16 protein-coding genes, 1 rRNA gene and 1 other RNA gene are annotated in these 18,159 nt (G+C 47.0%); 1 reads left to right on the top strand and 17 read right to left on the bottom strand.

Annotated elements, in window-relative coordinates; genetic code table 11:
• The 15 genes from ACL9RM_RS25535 to rpoE form a co-directional block, all read right to left on the bottom strand.
• A 16S ribosomal RNA gene (locus ACL9RM_RS25535) occupies nt 1-61 on the bottom strand; the annotation flags it as partial.
• 360 nt (nt 62-421) lie between these two features.
• Nucleotides 422-697 carry a pro-sigmaK processing inhibitor BofA family protein gene (locus ACL9RM_RS25530; RefSeq protein WP_061831803.1) on the bottom strand — a complete coding sequence of 92 codons (276 nt, stop codon included), beginning with the start codon at nt 695-697 and terminating at the stop codon, nt 422-424.
• Complete coding sequence (locus ACL9RM_RS25525) at nt 694-1,005, bottom strand: DUF2508 family protein (protein WP_025676300.1); 312 nt, start codon at nt 1,003-1,005, stop codon at nt 694-696. Before ACL9RM_RS25525 ends, ACL9RM_RS25530 begins: the two co-directional genes overlap by 4 nt.
• 211 nt (nt 1,006-1,216) lie before the next feature.
• Nucleotides 1,217-1,816 carry a recombination mediator RecR gene (gene recR, locus ACL9RM_RS25520; protein ID WP_061831802.1) on the bottom strand — a complete coding sequence of 200 codons (600 nt, stop codon included), beginning with the start codon at nt 1,814-1,816 and terminating at the stop codon, nt 1,217-1,219.
• Nucleotides 1,817-1,843: 27 nt separating this feature from the next.
• Nucleotides 1,844-2,155, bottom strand: coding sequence for a YbaB/EbfC family nucleoid-associated protein (locus ACL9RM_RS25515; RefSeq protein WP_013308226.1), 312 nt, complete (start codon nt 2,153-2,155; stop codon nt 1,844-1,846).
• A gap of 43 nt (nt 2,156-2,198) precedes the next feature.
• On the bottom strand, nt 2,199-3,950 hold the full coding sequence (gene dnaX / locus ACL9RM_RS25510) for a DNA polymerase III subunit gamma/tau (RefSeq protein ID WP_250267152.1): 1,752 nt from the start codon (nt 3,948-3,950) through the stop codon (nt 2,199-2,201).
• 158 nt (nt 3,951-4,108) lie between these two features.
• Nucleotides 4,109-4,375, bottom strand: an RNA gene (gene ffs, locus ACL9RM_RS25505) — signal recognition particle sRNA large type.
• Between the two features lie 110 nt (nt 4,376-4,485).
• Nucleotides 4,486-4,683 (bottom strand): 50S ribosomal protein L31, encoded by a 198-nt coding sequence (gene rpmE / locus ACL9RM_RS25500; protein ID WP_013308223.1) that lies wholly within the window; start codon nt 4,681-4,683, stop codon nt 4,486-4,488.
• Nucleotides 4,684-4,840: 157 nt separating this feature from the next.
• Nucleotides 4,841-6,112 (bottom strand): radical SAM protein, encoded by a 1,272-nt coding sequence (locus ACL9RM_RS25495; RefSeq protein ID WP_061831800.1) that lies wholly within the window; start codon nt 6,110-6,112, stop codon nt 4,841-4,843.
• Between the two features lie 96 nt (nt 6,113-6,208).
• Nucleotides 6,209-7,546 (bottom strand): transcription termination factor Rho, encoded by a 1,338-nt coding sequence (gene rho, locus ACL9RM_RS25490; protein WP_250267151.1) that lies wholly within the window; start codon nt 7,544-7,546, stop codon nt 6,209-6,211.
• A 259-nt stretch (nt 7,547-7,805) separates the two neighbouring features.
• Complete coding sequence (locus ACL9RM_RS25485; RefSeq protein WP_250267150.1) at nt 7,806-9,059, bottom strand: UDP-N-acetylglucosamine 1-carboxyvinyltransferase; 1,254 nt, start codon at nt 9,057-9,059, stop codon at nt 7,806-7,808.
• Nucleotides 9,060-9,286: 227 nt separating this feature from the next.
• The gene (gene fba / locus ACL9RM_RS25480) at nt 9,287-10,141 is read right to left on the bottom strand and encodes a class II fructose-1,6-bisphosphate aldolase (RefSeq protein ID WP_013308219.1); all 855 of its coding nucleotides are present in this window, start codon (nt 10,139-10,141) and stop codon (nt 9,287-9,289) included.
• A gap of 246 nt (nt 10,142-10,387) precedes the next feature.
• Nucleotides 10,388-10,756 carry a response regulator gene (locus ACL9RM_RS25475; RefSeq protein ID WP_013308218.1) on the bottom strand — a complete coding sequence of 123 codons (369 nt, stop codon included), beginning with the start codon at nt 10,754-10,756 and terminating at the stop codon, nt 10,388-10,390.
• A 213-nt stretch (nt 10,757-10,969) separates the two neighbouring features.
• Nucleotides 10,970-12,571, bottom strand: a complete 1,602-nt coding sequence (locus ACL9RM_RS25470) for a CTP synthase (RefSeq protein ID WP_013368772.1) — start codon at nt 12,569-12,571, stop codon at nt 10,970-10,972.
• 402 nt (nt 12,572-12,973) lie between these two features.
• The gene (gene rpoE / locus ACL9RM_RS25465) at nt 12,974-13,525 is read right to left on the bottom strand and encodes a DNA-directed RNA polymerase subunit delta (RefSeq protein ID WP_013308216.1); all 552 of its coding nucleotides are present in this window, start codon (nt 13,523-13,525) and stop codon (nt 12,974-12,976) included.
• Between the two features lie 404 nt (nt 13,526-13,929).
• Here rpoE and ACL9RM_RS25460 point away from each other — a divergent pair, with 404 nt between their 5' ends.
• On the top strand, nt 13,930-15,090 hold the full coding sequence (locus ACL9RM_RS25460) for a S8 family peptidase (RefSeq protein ID WP_250267149.1): 1,161 nt from the start codon (nt 13,930-13,932) through the stop codon (nt 15,088-15,090).
• A gap of 14 nt (nt 15,091-15,104) precedes the next feature.
• Here ACL9RM_RS25460 and ACL9RM_RS25455 read toward each other — a convergent pair whose 3' ends face one another.
• Together ACL9RM_RS25455 and ACL9RM_RS25450 are read right to left on the bottom strand one after the other, a co-directional pair.
• A complete protein-coding gene (locus tag ACL9RM_RS25455) occupies nt 15,105-16,490 on the bottom strand; it encodes an MBL fold metallo-hydrolase (protein ID WP_250267148.1) in 1,386 nt (461 codons plus the stop codon).
• Nucleotides 16,487-18,157 carry an ABC transporter permease gene (locus ACL9RM_RS25450; RefSeq protein WP_250267147.1) on the bottom strand — a complete coding sequence of 557 codons (1,671 nt, stop codon included), beginning with the start codon at nt 18,155-18,157 and terminating at the stop codon, nt 16,487-16,489. The genes ACL9RM_RS25455 and ACL9RM_RS25450 overlap by 4 nt, the downstream gene beginning before the upstream one ends.
• Between the last annotated feature and the right edge of the window lie 2 nt (nt 18,158-18,159).

The raw sequence follows: 18,159 nt of genomic DNA, 5'->3' as shown, positions 1-18,159 counted from the left end.
CTTGCATGTATTAGGCACGCCGCCAGCGTTCGTCCTGAGCCAGGATCAAACTCTCCATTAAAGACCAACCGAAGTTGGTTTATAGAAAGAGCGATAAGCTCATTTTGAAACTGACGAGATAAAATATCTCTTGTTTGATTTTGCAAGCAAAATCGTTTTACTCACTCGTTGTTCAGTTTTCAAAGATCAAATCTGCATTATGTCTTACTTTGTTTCACCACCGCATCTCAGCGGCGACTTGATTAATATAACACACATTCGGGATTTAAGTCAACACTTTTTTAAAATCATTTTTTAATTTCATTTAAATGTTGTTTTCACAAAAAAATTCCCGGGCTTTAAGGGCCGAGAATTAATGTATCACATTTTTGAATTCGCCGTCAACTATATTTTAAAAATAGAAACAATAACATTTAAGTTTTCATATAGCCTGTCCGAATAATACTATTTTCAATCCCAGTAAAAGGACAATCCCAGGCAAACCTAATATCGTTACCGCCCCCATTGTCACTGGATTGATCGGGATGTACACCTGCGTAATCCACCCTGAATAATTGATAACATACAATGCGATGGCTGCCAGGCCCATATGTGCTCCGAATACTACAAGCCAGCTGATACCCAAACGTTTTTTTAAGATTAGAAATAGTAACATCCCGACACAGGCAATCAAAACAAGCCAGACCGCCCCTTTCATTCAGCTCTCCGCTTGTGAACACGATCCGTATCATTGGCATACCCCGGTTCGTCTGCAGGCAGATGGAAACGATGCAGGCCTTGCTGTTTCGCACTTTTTAAATGTATCTGATATTTACGTTCTGCAGCTTCTAGAACAAATATAGCGTAGTCGATCTCATCTTTACCCGTAGCTTCATGAAATAAACGATGCGCTCTTAACCATTCCGCATGCGAAGCCCGAATCTGGGCAAACAACTCCTGCCGATACTCCGCTTCTGATTTGCCATTCTCCTGACGACGGAAATTTTGTTTCATCCGTTCCCACATCCGTTCATCCTCCTCACAAGCTGAATTATGTGCACAGTCTGCAAGATTACCTTATTCATACTTATTGAACAAAGGACAAACTTAGAACCAGGAACGATCTATACTGCCATCTATCACCGCAAATAAAAAAGGAGCCATAGCGGCTCCCCCAAGTGAGTCGAGAATACCCTAAGGACATTCCCTCCCTATTTATAACGTATAAATACACCTATTAATTGAGCTCTCTACGGCCTTCTAACGCTTTGGACAGGGTAACCTCGTCAGCATACTCCAAATCTCCACCCACTGGCAATCCGTGAGCAATACGAGTAACCCTGATTTCAAAAGGACGCACTAGCCGAGAAATGTACATGGCCGTGGCCTCTCCTTCAATATTCGGGTTCGTAGCTAAAATCAGCTCCTTGACGCGTTCATCACTGAGCCTGTTCAGCAATTCCTTGAGTTTGATATCCTCAGGACCAATCCCCTCCATAGGAGATATCGCCCCGTGAAGCACATGGTAAAAACCATTAAACTCCTTGGTACGCTCCATAGCCACCAAATCCTTGGAATCCTGAACAACACAAATGACGGAAGCATCCCTCGTCTTATCCTGACAGATCCGACAAGGATCCGTATCCGTAATGTTGCCGCAGACTGAACAGAAGTGCAGATTGCGTTTTACATTGACCAGCGCTTTGGCAAAGTCAATCACATCATCTTCCTTCATTTTCAGTACGTGAAAGGCCAACCGGGCAGCCGTCTTCGGCCCTACTCCTGGCAGGCGCGTAAAAGCATCAATTAGCTTTGCAATCGGCTCCGGATAATACAATAGCGTGTTTCTCCTTTATGCAGCAGACTAGAACAAGCCCGGAATTTTCATGCCGCCTGTAAATTTACCCATATCATCATTAGCCAGTTCATCTGCTTTGGACAAAGCATCATTGACTGCAGTCAGTACAAGATCTTGCAGCATTTCTACATCATCAGGATCTACGGCTTCCGGTTTGATCGTGATGGACAACACTTTTTTATGTCCATTTACCTCCACCGTCACAACACCGCCGCCAGAAGTACCTTCGATTACTTTTCCGCCAAGTTCCTCTTGGGCTTTCAGCATTTGTTCCTGCATTTTTTTCACTTGCTTCATCATTTGGTTCATATTGTTCATTTCAATCATCTCCTTTAATGAAGTATACATCTAGACACTTGATTTAATCTTTAATGACTACCAGATCTTCCCCGAAAAGTTGAATAGCTTCATCAATCCAGGGCTCCTTGGACTTTCCCGGCGTATCATGCTCCGGCTCCAGTTGCAATTCTTCGGCAGGCTGGTCGGAAACTCCTTCAATCGCAGCATTCCAATCCTTTTGCATCATTGTTACTAAACGATAAGGATGGCCCAACTGCTCATGCAATACTTTCTCGATGACCTGCTTATTGGCAGGCTTTTCGGTAGTTTCACGATGAATATTGTTCTTAAATGCGACCAGTACACTGTCCTCTAACACAGAAACTGGCTCACCGTCCATAAACCAGGCATGAACCGTAACTTTCGCCTCTTTTACCCCTTGTAAAATCTGGCTCCACTTACGCCCCGCTGCTGCGAATGCTTCGCTCGACTTCTCAGCGATATAGCGATCCAACTGAGAGGGGAGTTTGGCCGGCGCTGAAATCCGCGGAGCAGGGGCACGACCCCCGGAAGCCTGACGGCCGCCCGACGATGCTTCCTGTCCAGCTCCAGCGCCCAATCCACCTTGCAGCGCGCGCTCCAGTTTCTTTTCCAACTCAGCAAGCTGGCGCTTCAACATTACCACATCTTCCTGCTCAGCTGCAGCACCAGAGCGCTGTGCGGCCGGCTGAACACCATCTCCTGCTTCCCCCGGAATACTGCATAGTTTCAACAGAGCTACCTCAAACAAAGTTTGCGGCTGAACAGCATACTTCATCTCGCTCTGATAACGATTAAGGGTGTCAATCATCGCAAAGAGCTGCTCCTTGGTAAAAGCATCTGCCACTTCCTTAAATCGCTCTGGATCTAGCACTCGCTCCGTCATTTTGGTTGCCTGAGGCACCATCTTGATCATTAGCAGGTCTCGGAAATAGTACAGAAGATTCTCCATGCACTTATCCGCACTTTTACCTTCCTGCATAAAGTTCTCGATCATTTGGAGCACCGTGCCCACATCTTCTTTCAGCAATGCCAAGGCAAGCTTACCGAATTGCTCGGACGCAATACCTCCCGTCATATCTAGCACCTGCTGATAAGTAACCCGACCATCTGTAAACGAGGATATCTGGTCCAAAACGCTAACTGCATCTCGCATCCCGCCATCTGAAAGACGCGCAATGTACTGCAGTGCATCTGAATCAGCCTGTATGTTCTCCTGTTGACATATCAGGTCAAGCCGCTCTGTCTGTTCTTCCAGCGATACCCGCCGGAAGTCAAACCGCTGGCAACGCGAAATAATTGTCGCCGGAATCCGATGTGGTTCAGTCGTAGCCAATATGAACATCACGTGTGGCGGCGGCTCTTCTAGTGTCTTGAGCAGCGCATTGAACGCTTCCGTCGTCAGCATGTGCACTTCATCAATGATATAAACCTTGTGCCGCACTTCTGTGGGCGCATATTTGACTTTATCGCGCAAATCACGAATCTCTTCAACGCCCCGGTTGGAGGCTGCATCAATCTCCTGTACATCCATGACCGCTCCGGCCGTGATCCGTTTACAGGCTTCGCATTCGTTGCAAGGTTCCGGCGCAGGTCCATGCTCACAGTTGATAGCCTTGGCCAAAATTTTGGCCGCACTCGTCTTACCTGTTCCTCGTGGACCGCTGAACAGGTAGGCATGGGACGTGCGATTTTCGCGGATGGCATTCTGCAATGTCTGGATAATATGCTGTTGTCCTACCATGTCCTTGAAAGCCTGCGGCCGCCAAGCACGGTACAACGCTATATGTTCCAATGCGCGTTACCCTCTTTCCCATTCACTTTCATGACCATTCATGGTCACCTCATTATACTATACTCCCGTCCGAATCTAAACCAGACACCTTCCAATTTATAAAACACAAAAAAACATCTTCGCAATGATTGCCAAGATGTTCTAATCACTAATATATACCGTGCACCTGTTATTGATCGTTGTGATCCGAGCGGCAATCCTGAACAACAACTCGGGCTAGGCAACCCTCCGGCACAAGAGTGAGCTTGCTTATGGCTGCTTCCTTCCGGACCTGACCAGGTTCACAAGTACTCATTGCGGAGGACCCAACCGTCAACATTGTGCGCAGGGACCAGCCTCACATCAACAACACCTCTAACAGGAATTCAACCTCGCTATAGCGGATTGCGAGTTACAGGGCACCGCTACCTCCCCATCTAGCACGGTGAAAATAAGTATATCTTAAGGCCGCATAAAAAGCAAATACACATTATTACAAAAAGAGCCCTCTGCAGTTGCAGAAGGCTCTAATAACTTTATAACCTGCGGTAATCCATTAGATACCGTATTTCTTTTTGAAACGATCTACGCGTCCACCAGCATCAATAAATTTCTGCTTGCCTGTGAAGAATGGGTGGCAGGCGGAGCAAATCTCCACACGCAGAGATCCTTTTACAGAACCAGTTTCAAACGAATTTCCGCAAGCACAAGTGACAGTAGTTACGTTAAATGTTGGTTGAATAGCTTGTTGCATTGAACTTTCACCTCTTTCCGCCCTGAACGTCCTATCAGTCCAGAGTTGTATGAACACATGTTCACATTATAGCACTTGAATATGAGCGTTTCAACAACTCTTTTCCGCATTCAAAGATGGCGTAAAATAGGTGAGTTTCAAGTTGCTATTGACCGTTTTAGGCCTTGGCAAATTTGGGACGTGCCAGCCCTTGTGGGGGTACATGAGTGTAAGAACCGATGACTACATCAGGCAGTTCCTCACGATAAATCTCAAGCATTTGCTTCATGCCAAGGATCTCACCTTGAGCAGGTGGAATCAACTCCAGATAGCTTTCAGGATCGATATTCAAGTTACGCATTTGAATCAGCTTGAGCTTAGTACGTTTGGCAAATTCAATCATTGCCTCAATTTCTTCCTCTCGGTCTGTTACACCCGGAAAAATCAAATAGTTAATCGACGTATATACTCCCTGCTCAGAAGCATAACGAAGTGATTTTTCTACATTAGCCAACGTGTAGCCGCGCGGCTTGTAATACGCATTGTAGTGATCGTCCAGTGCACTGATGGTACTAACGCGCATCAGATCAAGACCCGCATCCACGATTCCCCGGATATGATCGCTCAATCCCGCATTCGTATTGATATTGATGTATCCCATATCGGTAATGGAGCGCACCTCTTTGATCGAATCAATAATCAGTTTGGCTTGTGTGGAAGGCTCACCTTCGCAACCTTGGCCAAAACTGATGATGGACTCCGGTGTCTTCAAATGTTCCAGCATAACTTCTACAATTTCTTCGACACGGGGACGGAAGTTCATTCTTGTCTGCGGAGATACAAAGCCACTGTCATCCGGCTGTTCAGATATACAGCCAAAGCAACCCGCATTACAAGAATAAGATACCGGAACTCCCCCTTCCCAGCGATTCAGGAATGTGTTCGAGGAAGTAAGACATTCGTAGCCCAGCGCACAGTTAGACAAATGTTGGTACAGCCGATTTTCGGGATATTGCTCCGTCATCCGCTGAACACCCAGTTTAACTTGATGACGGTCACAGTTTTCCGGATTCCACTTGGATGGACTGTCACTCTGCTCTGCCGTTACATAAAATGCCCCGTCTTTCCAGACTACAGCCGAATAACCGAACAAGGGAAGTTTGTACTCCTTATCGGTCTTCACATATCCCGGCAGGCACAAGCGCGTAAAACCTTGCGGCAATAAAGCCCCTACTGCTTGCATATCTCCGGGAAGAGAAACCATTTCCCCTGTTTCAGGGTTCATACCGACCGGGCGAGTGCTGGGCAGGCTTACCAATGTAGCTCCTTCCGGTAACGGAATAAGCTCATCCTCCATGATTTCAACAATCATGTCTGCACTACGGGCAAGCCCATACAAAGAAGCATGATCATATACATTGCCTTTTTCGTCGGCATACACCAAATACATTATGGAGCTCCTTTCGCTCCGTTAAGCCTACGCCATTAACAAAATGAATGGTAACGACTGTGTACTTACGGAACAGATAAAATACATGAATGGGTTTTAGTTGGTTGTGGCAGGGACTGACGCTGTGGTAGAACGCGCAGTTCTCCGTTGTTGCCCACCAGGACTGCTTTGCGAGCTACTGGAAGAAGGTGCCGTCAAATCAAACGAAGCCAAAAACTCAGCATTAGTTTTGCTATTACGCAGCTTTTTGAGGAAGCCTTCCACAAAATCATGGCTTTCCGTCATGTTTTTACGAATAGCCCAGATGGTATCCAATTCTTCCTTGTTCAACAACACTTCCTCACGGCGTGTGCCGGAACGACGAATATCAATCGCAGGAAAGATACGACGTTCTGCCAGCTTGCGGTCCAAATGCAACTCCATGTTGCCTGTACCTTTAAACTCTTCATAAATGATATCGTCCATGCGTGATCCTGTATCAATCAGCGCTGTAGCAAGAATCGTCAAGCTACCGCCTTCCTCCACATTCCGAGCCGCACCAAAAAAGCGCTTTGGACGGTGAAATGCCGCCGGATCAATACCCCCACTCAAAGTACGACCAGAAGGAGGGATAACGAGATTGTACGCACGAGCCAAACGTGTGATGCTATCCAACAGGATGACAACATCCTTTTTATGTTCTACGAGACGCAGCGCACGCTCCAACACGAGTTCTGCCACTTTAATGTGATTTTCAGGAAGCTCGTCAAATGTAGAGGCCACAACTTCACCTTTAACAGAACGCTGCATGTCGGTCACTTCTTCGGGGCGTTCATCAATCAACAAGACAAAAAGCTCGATCTCGGGATTGTTAGTAGAAATGCTATTGGCAATTTCTTTGAGGAGAAGCGTCTTCCCAGCTTTGGGAGGTGCTACAATGAGTCCGCGCTGTCCAAGTCCGACAGGGGCCAGTACATCCATAATTCTCGTAGACAAATGGTTGGGGGAAGTTTCAAGGACTAATTTGGTTTGCGGATACAGTGGAGTCAGTGCAGGAAAATGTAGCCGCTCAGCAGCTTGCTCAGGACTTCTTCCATTGACGGCGTTAACTTGAAGCAATCCAAAATATCGTTCATTCTCTTTTGGCGTTCGGCATTTACCGGAAACAAGATCGCCTGTTCTCAAGTCAAACTTGCGGATTTGTGAAGCAGAGATGTAAATATCTTCGGTACTCGGGAGATAATTGATCGGCCTCAGAAAGCCGTAACCTTCGGGAAGGATTTCCAGAACCCCCTGCATAAACATCAATCCGCTCTTCTCAGCTTGTGCGCGCAGGATCGCGAATATTAATTCTTTCTTCTTGAGCGTTCCGTAGTACGGGATCTGGTATTGCTTGGCCAGCTTGTACAGGTCGGTCAGCTTCATTTCTTCCAGATCGGAAATTTGCAGATCCATATAATAACCACCTATTCAATTATTAAGTCCATTCATACATCTAAATGATAGACAATGATATCATAAACACCATTAACATAATTTTAACCAAAACAAATAAAGTTATGCAGCCATCTGCCTGAATTATACCGAATTATTCCGGTTTTCCGATAAAAGATTGTTAGGTATGAACCACAATCTTTTATCAAGCAGCGGCTGCATAGGTGTTGCCCGTTCTATCGCTTTCGTTCCGGGAGTTCGAAAAAATTGCATGGTCTAACTATTCAGTCTGCCGCCATACATCCGCGCCCAAAAGACGCAGGTTGGAAACAAGGTGATCATAACCACGGTCAATGTACTCGACACCCGTCACCTCAGTTACACCTTCGCTTACTGTAAGTCCAGCAATGACAAGGGCCGCTCCGGCGCGCAGATCTGCCGCTTTTACTTTAGCTGCATTCAGTTGACCACCCTCTATAATGGCAGACCGACCCTCTACGCGAATTTTAGCCCCCATACGCACCAGCTCAGGGACGTGCTTAAAACGATTGCTGTACACAAAATCGCTCAATACACTGACACCCTGCGCTTGGGTAAGCAAGCTGGTCATGGGAGATTGTAAATCTGTAGCGAATCCGGGGTATATCAAGGCTTTAACGTCGACATGTTCATAGGAAGGTGTACCCAGTACGCGAATACTTTCATCATATTCCTCGATGCCGATGCCCATTTCCTGCATTTTTGCAGTGAGAGCCTCCATATGTTTGGGGATTACATTGTCAATCAATACATTTCCACGGGTTGCCGCAGCAGCAATCATATATGTGCCCGCTTGTATACGGTCAGGTATGATGGAATGACGGCAGCCATGCAGCTCCGACACACCTTCAATTCGAATCGTTTCCGTACCGGCACCTTTAATAATGGCCCCCATCGAGTTTAAAAGAGTTGCTACATCTATAATCTCAGGCTCTTTAGCCGCATTTTCGATAATTGTGGCGCCTTTGGCACGTGCAGCCGCCAGCATAATATTAATGGTAGCGCCTACGCTGCTAACATCCAAATAAATCTTGGTTCCGCGCAGTTCTTTGGCGTGCAAATGAATAGCGCCGTGCTCGTTCGTTACCGTGGCACCCAGCGCTTCGAAACCTTTGATATGCTGATCAATGGGCCGGGGTTCGAAATTGCACCCTCCTGGCAAACCGATGATCGCTTCCTTGAATCTGCCCAGCATGGCTCCCATCATATAATAAGAGGCTCGTAATTTCTTAACAGGCCCATTCGGCATAGGAATGGATTTAATGGAGGAAGGATCTATTTTCATCTGGCTACCTTCCCAGGTAACCGTTGCACCAAGTTCCTCCAGTATTTCGGAATACACCGCCACATCACTCAACAGTGGCAAATTGTCCAAAATGACTTCCGACTCTGCCAGAATGGCTGCGGGAATCAAGGCGATGGCACTGTTTTTGGCACCGCTGATGGAAACTGTACCTTGAAGCGGCCGTCCACCGGTGATCATCAATTTTTCCATAAGCTTGAGGGTCCCCCTACGTGTTTTGCAGTCGGTCAAACAATAATCTCAAATCATAAACTTTTAACTTTTTTAGTGGTGAAAATGGAAAGACACCGGCTAAGCGGTGTGCTTTCCATACCAAACTATTCAACTGTACAGATTTAAATATTTTGTGCAGCAGAACTACAGCTACAACTAAGAAATACATCTAGCTCGTGCAGACGCACGACCAGTTTGATTCATTATTACGCTTTGTTGTTGGAACCGAACTCACGAATTTTACCGATAACGGTTTGTTTAATCGCTTCACGACCTGGAGCGATGAATGTACGTGGGTCATAAGCATCCGGTTTCTCAGCAAGCACTTCACGAACCACTTTCGCAAATACGATTTGGTTCTCAGTGTTTACATTGATTTTGGAAGTTCCCAGAGAGATTGCTTTTTTAATGTCATGTGTTGGGATACCAGTACCACCGTGCAGAACGAGTGGAAGTTTGATTGCATTGCAGATCTCTTCCATTTCTTTGAATCCGAGGTTTGGCTCGCCTTTGTAAGGTCCGTGTACGGAACCCAGTGCAGGTGCCAGTGTATCGATACCTGTTTCGTTAACGATACGCAGACAGTCGTCCAGCTTAGCGTACATTACGTCGCCGACAACATCATCCTCTTGACCGCCAACCATTCCAACTTCAGCTTCAACAGAAACGCCTTTGGAATGAGCATATTCAACCACTTTTTTCGTTGTAGCAATGTTTGTGTCGATCGGGCTGTGGGAATCGTCAATCATAACGGATGTGAAACCAGCGTCGATAGCTTCTTTACATTTTTCAAAGCTGGAACCGTGGTCCAAATGGATCGCAACTGGAACGGTGATTTTCATGTCATGAATAAGACCTTCTACCATTTTAACAACAGTGTAGAATCCGCCCATGTGACGTGCTGCGCCTTCAGAAACGCCCAAGATTACTGGGGATTTTTCTTCTTCAGCAGCGCCCAAAATAGCTTGAGTCCACTCCAGGTTATTAATGTTGTATTGACCTACTGCATATTTTCCTTCGAGTGCTTTGTTCAACATGTCTTTCATAGATACTAATGGCATGGTTACAGTCCTCCTAAAGGTGTTTGGGTTTGTCTATATTTTAGCCGACATCACATACGGGCTTATTATACCACAACCCATGTTAAATACTAAACAAGCTTTTGCATATCAACACATACAAAAATCACGTTAGGACGCCGTTTTTTCATAGAATTGTATAAGGAGAGGATTTACTTTCAGTATTTCCCATAATCACAAACAAAAAACCCTGTTGTGTTAACAGAGTTCTCAACCATAGTGACTCACCTAATCACCTCTGAGTTGTTTGTTCACAGCGATCCGCATTTCGTCAATATCAAAGGGCTTGGTAAAATGCATTAGCGCACCTAGCTCCGTCGCCTCTTTAATCATGTCCAGTTCTCCATATGCTGTCATCATTATAACCTTGATATCAGGATTCATGGTTTTTAGATGCTTCAGAATTTCGAGTCCGTCCATACCTGGAATTTTCATATCGAGCAAAACCAGATCAGGTGGTTCCTTCTCAACAATTTCAAGTGCAATTTTCCCGTTCGCCGCCTGAAAGGTCTCATAACCCTCACTTCCGAACACTTCCATCAGTAAAATCCGTATTCCATTCTGGTCATCGACGATTAATACTTTCTTCTTTTCCAATGTTTTAACCTCCTAAGATCTTAAAACGAGGATCATGCAGCTATTGCCATAACAGCGTCCGATGACGTACAATATCCGTCCCATACCTAAAACTATATTCGCTCCTGCAAAAAGAAAATCCTGCTCTTATACATAATTGTGGAATATTCTTTCATAATCAGGAAGCATGGGATAAAAAAAGACCTCCCTGAGGAGGTCTTACAAGCCATAGCATTAACCTTGAAGCTGCAATGCTGCCTTTACAAATTCACGGAACAAAGGCTGTGGACGATTCGGACGGGAAGTAAATTCTGGATGGAATTGTACCGCCAGGAACCACGGATGCTCAGGGAGCTCCACAATTTCCACCAAGCGTCCATCCGGTGAAGTACCGGAAATACGAAGACCCGCTTTTTCAATAACTTCACGATATTCGTTATTGAATTCGTACCGATGACGGTGTCTTTCGTACACCAGCTCGTCGTTGTAGCAAGCCGAAGCCAGGGAACCTTCCACCAGTTTGCATGGATACAAGCCAAGACGCATCGTACCGCCCAAATCTTCGATGTCTTTTTGGTCAGGAAGCAAATCGATGACAGGATAATCAGTAGCCGGGTTAATTTCCGAGCTGTTGGCTCCTTCGAGACCAGCCAGGGAACGGGCAACCTCAATGACAGATACCTGCATACCCAGACAAATGCCGAAGAACGGAATTTTTTGCTCCCGTGCATAACGAATGGTACTAATTTTGCCTTCAATTCCACGATCGCCGAAGCCACCCGGTACGAGAATGCCGCCAATGCCGCCCAGCATGTCAGCTACGTTCTCGTCCGTCACTTCTTCAGCGTTCACCCAACGAATTTTTACGTCTGCATTCGCATCAAATCCAGCGTGGGAAAGTGATTCAACCACACTTAAGTACGCATCATGTAACGCAACATATTTACCAACAATGGCAATCTCAACCGTTTTATCCAGCTTGCTGATTCGATCAACTAACCCTTCCCATTCGGTCATATCTGGTGCAGGTGTTGTCAGCTTGAGGTGGTTAACTACGATTTCGTCCAAGCCTTCTTCACGTAGGTTCAACGGAACCTCGTAGAGGGTTGAAGCATCGCGGCATTCTACCACTGCATTCGCATCAATATCGCAGAACAATGCAATTTTAGCCTTCATATCGGAGGACAGTTCATGCTCTGTACGGCAAACAATGACATTCGGTTGGATACCGATACTGCGCAGTTCTTTTACACTGTGCTGAGTTGGTTTGGTTTTAACCTCACCAGCAGCTTTAATATAAGGAATGAGTGTTACGTGAATGTACATCACATTCTCGCGCCCAACTTCGCTTTTGAGCTGACGAATAGCTTCCAAAAATGGCAAGCTTTCAATATCGCCCACCGTACCGCCGATTTCTGTAATAATTACGTCCGAACCTGCTTCACGGCCAGCACGATACACGCGTTCCTTGATTTCGTTCGTAATATGAGGAATAACTTGCACCGTACCGCCCAAATATTCTCCGCGACGCTCTTTGCTGATTACGCTGGAATATACCTTGCCTGTTGTGACATTGCTGTTCTTGGACAGATTAATATCAATAAAGCGCTCATAGTGTCCCAAGTCAAGGTCCGTTTCCGCACCATCATCCGTTACAAACACTTCACCGTGCTGGTAAGGACTCATCGTACCCGGATCGACATTCAGGTAAGGATCAAATTTTTGGATCGTTACCTTCAGTCCCCTGTTCTTCAAAAGCCTCCCCAGTGAAGCTGCCGTAATCCCTTTGCCCAAGGAAGACACAACCCCGCCTGTCACAAAAATATACTTTGTCACTGTTCAAAACCCTCCTAGATAAGATGCAAAATTCAGGCGACATTATGATGTTATCGTAACCCGTTTGCACGGATTATCATCCATGAAGAAGGCAGCGGAATCATTTTCCATGTCCGCCGCCCTTAGCCCTCTTTCATGAGTGAAAACACCCCTATAAAAAACAAAAAAGCACTCCCGTAGTACGGGGCACTTTTATACAAAAAGCAAACATATAAGTGAATCAATCATAAGCCCAAGCAATAGTTTACCCCGTGTCCAATCCGCTGTCAAGGAAGTTATCCGTGTTAATTTGTCCATTGAACCAGATTGGAGAGAATCCACCTGAAAGCTTTAAATCAGAAGAGGTTTTCAAGAAAACGGTCATGAAAAAGGGGAGAACGCATCTCCCCTTGCAGCCTGTTCCTAACGAAGCGAATCGTCGTCTTCCGTCGACTCATCGTCGTTTTCATCTTCTGAATCTTCCTCATCACTGAGGTCTTCATCGTCTATAACCACGTCTTCATCACTATCATCATCATCTTCTTCTCCGTCGAACAGCTCATCTTCGCCATCCTCGTCTTCGCTATCTGCATCGAAGTCGTCATCAGAGTTGTATGTTTCTTCTTCCTCATGATAGTCATCTTCATCGTCATCGTCTTCGTCGTTAATAATACGAGGACGCTTGGCGCCTGTCAGGGCATCTTCGGATTTATCTACCGGATACCAACGTTTCAAGCCCCACAGATTCGTACCGACACAGGCAAAACGCCCGTCAATGTTGATTTCAGTATATAGCTGAGCAATAACGTCATTAATTTCTTCGTCGGAAAAGCCACGCAATTTGGCGACTTCCTTCATCAGGTCACGGTAATAATACGGAGTATTGGCTGCTTTCAATACCATAAATGCCAAATCCACCATTGGAGTCTCGTGGACTTTCTCCGGGTCAATCTTCAAGTTGAGTGGGGTACTCACCTAGGGACACTTCCTCTCACACGTAATTCACAAGAACATGTTTCAGAGCATACACGATACATGCAATACTAACATATCCATTATCAAAACTAAGTAAAACCTATTTGGAAGCAAATTGCAAGTTAAAGATGGGTATCATCATAATTTCCAGGAATATCCCTCTAAACAAGACGGCATACATAAAAAGACGGGGTTCCCCCCGTCTTCGACTGTACCCGCTCCGGGAGAACCCCCCAAAGTTGTTGCACAAGAGCTTATGCCCTCCATGTATCGTATGTGTCCACGGCCACTTTGACACGACAAGCAGGCCTATTTCCATAAAAAAGGGGCAGGTTTCCCATGCCGCAGTTGACGCTTGCTCATACAATACCTCAGCATGGCTCATCGGAGGGGGACCGTCTCAAATGGACTATCCGGATTTTTTGCAGCGTTTGCATGAGGGTATTTCGGAGCCGTCCGGCAGTGGACGGAACAAACAGATCATCACGTTCGATAAGCCTCACCAATACCGGGAATGCCTGTCCTATCTCAGGAAGCTGAAACCCGAGCTTGCGGGATTACGGCAAGTACAACCGGCCCGACTAATCCGTGCTTTAATCGCTCCGCTTTCAGGGGGAGACAGGCTGGGCAAATATCACAACGGTGTCACCGTTGAAGAAGATACCCGCATGAAGGTCCACGCTGAAACTGCTCATATACCAAAAGCAGAAAAGAACCTTTCCATGCCATGGGGAGTCAAACAGGTACGTGCATACAAGGCTTGGCCTTCCTCGACAGGGAATCGGGTCAGAATCGGTGTGATCGATACAGGAGCGGATTTTCAACATCCTGATCTTCGTCATTCTCTCGCCAGAGGTATTAATTTGCTTAACCGAACCATGCTACCCTATGACGATAACGGCCATGGTACTCATATTGCTGGAACTATCGCGGCGTCCAACTATGACGAAGGTAGGGTCGGCGTAGCACCACGGGCTTTAATTCATCCCGTAAAAGCATTTGATCATAATGGAGCCGCCTACGTCTCCGATATCATCCTTGGTATCGACTGGTGTGTATTAAATCGTGTCGATATCATCAATATGAGCTTTGGTATGAAGTCGCGCAGCAAGGCACTACTTGATATGGTGAATAAAGCATATCATAACGGCATTGTGATTGTAGCGTCCTCGGGAAATGAGGGCAAGCGCCGAAGTATTGACTATCCAGCCCGCTATTCCCAGACGATTTCAGTGGGGGCTACCGACAAATACAGACGCATCGCGCCTTTCAGCAACCGGGGGCAATTTGTAGACGTGTACGCACCTGGCGAAAAGATCACATCCTCCTGGATCCATGGCAAGCATCACGAAATGAGCGGTACCTCTATGGCTACTTCCCATGTGACCGGAAGCATCGCACTTCTCCTTTCACTGAGGCCGGAACTGGGGCCTGGAGAAATCAAGGCGTTGCTTAAGCGTACCGCCACACCGCTCCGTCTGCGTAAAAGCGCCGGACGTAGCTCTATCTCGACCAAACTTGGAGAAGTCGATGCCTTCCGATTGATGCAGGAGGGCACAAAGTGAATGATAATGGGATGCTAAACCTCTAGTGTAGCGCCCGGCTCCAGAGAGTGAACTTTTCTGGCAGGACCTTCACATCCACTATTTCCTTCTCTTATCAACTCATCTCGTACCAGGTCGGTCTGCAGCTTTGGCGCATGAACGAGTACAACCTGTTTGCTAGGCAGCTCCTTCAGCATTTGCCGCACATCTGATAGTCCCTGATGCACCTTATAAATCAAATGCCGAGCTACACAGCTGTCATTTTCATTTGCACGTTCCAACAGATGTTTGCCAAAAGAACCATGTGGAGCATGCCCGGTCAATATAACACTGTTGCTAATGCTTTCTCCGCTATCTTCACCCTCCCCCATGTTGCGGTTATCCGATAGAAACTGATAGTACCAGCGCGCCTGTGGGGAATCCATCATGCCGTCTCTTGTTATGATAATAGCCGTTGGGTTCTGTTCCAGCAGACTCACTCGTTCCGCAGCATCACGTGGCACGAAGACCCTGTCACTGTTTAGCACATGTTTTATTCGCGCTGGGGCTTCCGGACGTAGCCATTCTTTCCAGCGGTTTAACTGTTTCAATCCCTGCCATATGTCGTGCTCTACAATCATTGCCTGTTCAGGGAATTGCTCGCTAGCCCATACGATCATGTCCTGTCCTCTGCCAAAGGCAGGCACCGGCAACAACACATGACCACCAGACCATAATATCCGCTCCATCTCGACCCTCAGCCGCTCCAGCTTAACAGGCTGCGGGTCTATATCCATGCCATAGGCATTGTCCATAATGGATATGTCCGCTACATTGGGCTCTGACTTCCATTCAGGTAGGTCATGCAGCCCCTCCCCAACACCCAAGTCTGGCGCATCGGCAGCAAGAAGTTCAGATTCGCGGCTGTAATCTCCAGAAAAAAACAACCGCTTCCCTTCCATTTCTACCACATACCACACTGCACCAGCCAAATGTCCACTGCGTCCCCACATGATTCTCACACCCGGACAAGCCTCAAGCCATTCTCCTGCTGGCGATTCATCCTCTAGATAGCGATAAGCAATGGATTGGATATCCTGTTCGTCGTATGGCAAGTCGGCTCCTCTCGATTCAACATAAGTATGCCAGGAGCGAAAATAGGAGCCTAACTGCTCAGCGGTGGCCTTGGTCGTCCAGACCACTCCCCGGTATCCATACTTGTACAGTAAGGGGAGCGCCATGGAATGATCTTCATGTGCATGAGACAGCAATACAGTAGTCAGTCCCTCCGCCTTTTGCGGCGGAAAAACCGGATATTGTCCGGTTCCTTCCTTTTTCACGCCACAATCCAGCATGACGCGATGCTGCGTTCCTTCAAAAACATAGCAGGAGCGGCCATGTTCGCCCGCTCCTCCCCAAATCCTAAGCTTGGTCATGATCATTTCCACTTTCTTTGCGAGTTTAAGCTTTCGATTAAGATCAGCAGCAGTGTGGTCATTCCGACCGATATGACGGCCATCGCCATCCCAAGTGACACCTGTCCCTGCTCAAATTGTGCAAATATGTAGGTTGCAGACGTCTGAACGGATGGCGGCAAAATCAGCAACGATCCTACCAGCTCGCGTGAAGCGATCGTAAATGTCATCATCCAACCAGCGAGCATTCCCGGTACAATCAGCGGCAGTACAATCCGGCGGAATATGTAAGACGGTCGTCCGCCAAATACCTGTCCCGCCTGAAAAAGACCCGTGTCCACCTGTGTAAAGGCGCTTTTGACATACTGCACCGTATAAGGAACAAACAAGATAACATACGTCAGAATGACCATGCCGTATGTGTTATACAAAGGGATCGGCATCCACGGCGAGTTCCACCACAAAATCAGGCCGACCACCATAACAATTCCCGGAACCGTATTCGGAAGCAAGCTAAATGCATCAACCGTCCGTTGGATTCTCGTGCGTGAGCCGCCAATGACAAGCGCAAACCAAGTGCCCAGCACCACAGCAAGCGTCGAAGCGCCCAAAGAGAGAAATACGCTGTTCAGGAGCGCCTCCATGCTCTCTGATCTCCAAGACAGCAGTTCCTTGTAAGAGTCGAGCGTCAAATTATCCCAGGCAAGGCCCATTCCTCTCAGCTTCATCGTCGAGGCTGAAAGAATTGAAAAATAAGGAATGCCAATGGACGCAATGAGCAACAATAGAATAAATGCAACACTCAGCCCCGTAGTCCAGCCGGATATACGGAGACGGGACGGACGCGAACCTTTACCACCTACCAGCCTGTACGTAAACTTTCGGTTGATCACCGACTGCGCATACCACATGAGCAGGCAGGCGGTTAACAGCACCGAGGCCATTGACGTCGCTTTGCCAAAATCTATGGGCCAACTGGAAATATACTTGTGGATTTCCGAAGTCATGACCTCATACCCGATACGTCGCCCAAAGGTAGCGGGGGTACCAAACTCGGCAATCGTTTTAACGAAAATGAGCAACGCGCCCATTCCGTAAGCTGATAGCAGTAACGGTAAAATAATTCGACGGAATCTGTATAGAAAGCTACCGCCCATTACGGCACCCGCCTCTTCCAGGCTCCCGCCTATCCTCACCAGCGCCCCGCGCAGCAGCAGGTACAGGAATGGAAACAGATGCAGGCTCATGATCATCACCATGCCACCAAGGCTGAAGAAGGACGACGTTAAGAAATGCAGGTCCGGGAACAACTGCTCCAGATATCCGTTTTTTTGCATAAACAGAATCCAGCCCATGGACCCGATATAGGGCGGGGTCATAAACGGAATCAGCAACACGACATCCAACCAGCGCCAGTGTGCAAGACGAGTGTTGGACATGATCCAGGCTAGCGGAAGTGCAAGTACCGTCGTTCCTGCAATCACACAGATGCCTAGCCAAATCGAGCTAAATAGCACGCCTGCAAATGGTGAAGCAGCTAACGTTCGAAAAGGCGCATCCCATTGGAATTTTCCATCAACATACACACTTTGGATAAAGATTTGCAGCAACGGCATCACAATCAGGAAAAGAAGCGCGATCAGAGCCAGCGTCAGACACCACGCTCTGATGTGTTTAACGGATAAGCCTCCCATCG

It is taken from the genome of Paenibacillus sp. S29 (assembly GCF_049319765.1).
Classification (GTDB): Bacteria; Bacillota; Bacilli; order Paenibacillales; family Paenibacillaceae; genus Paenibacillus; species Paenibacillus polymyxa_B.
Note: the sequence above shows the minus strand (reverse complement) of the source record. Positions and strands in the feature narration are given on the sequence as shown.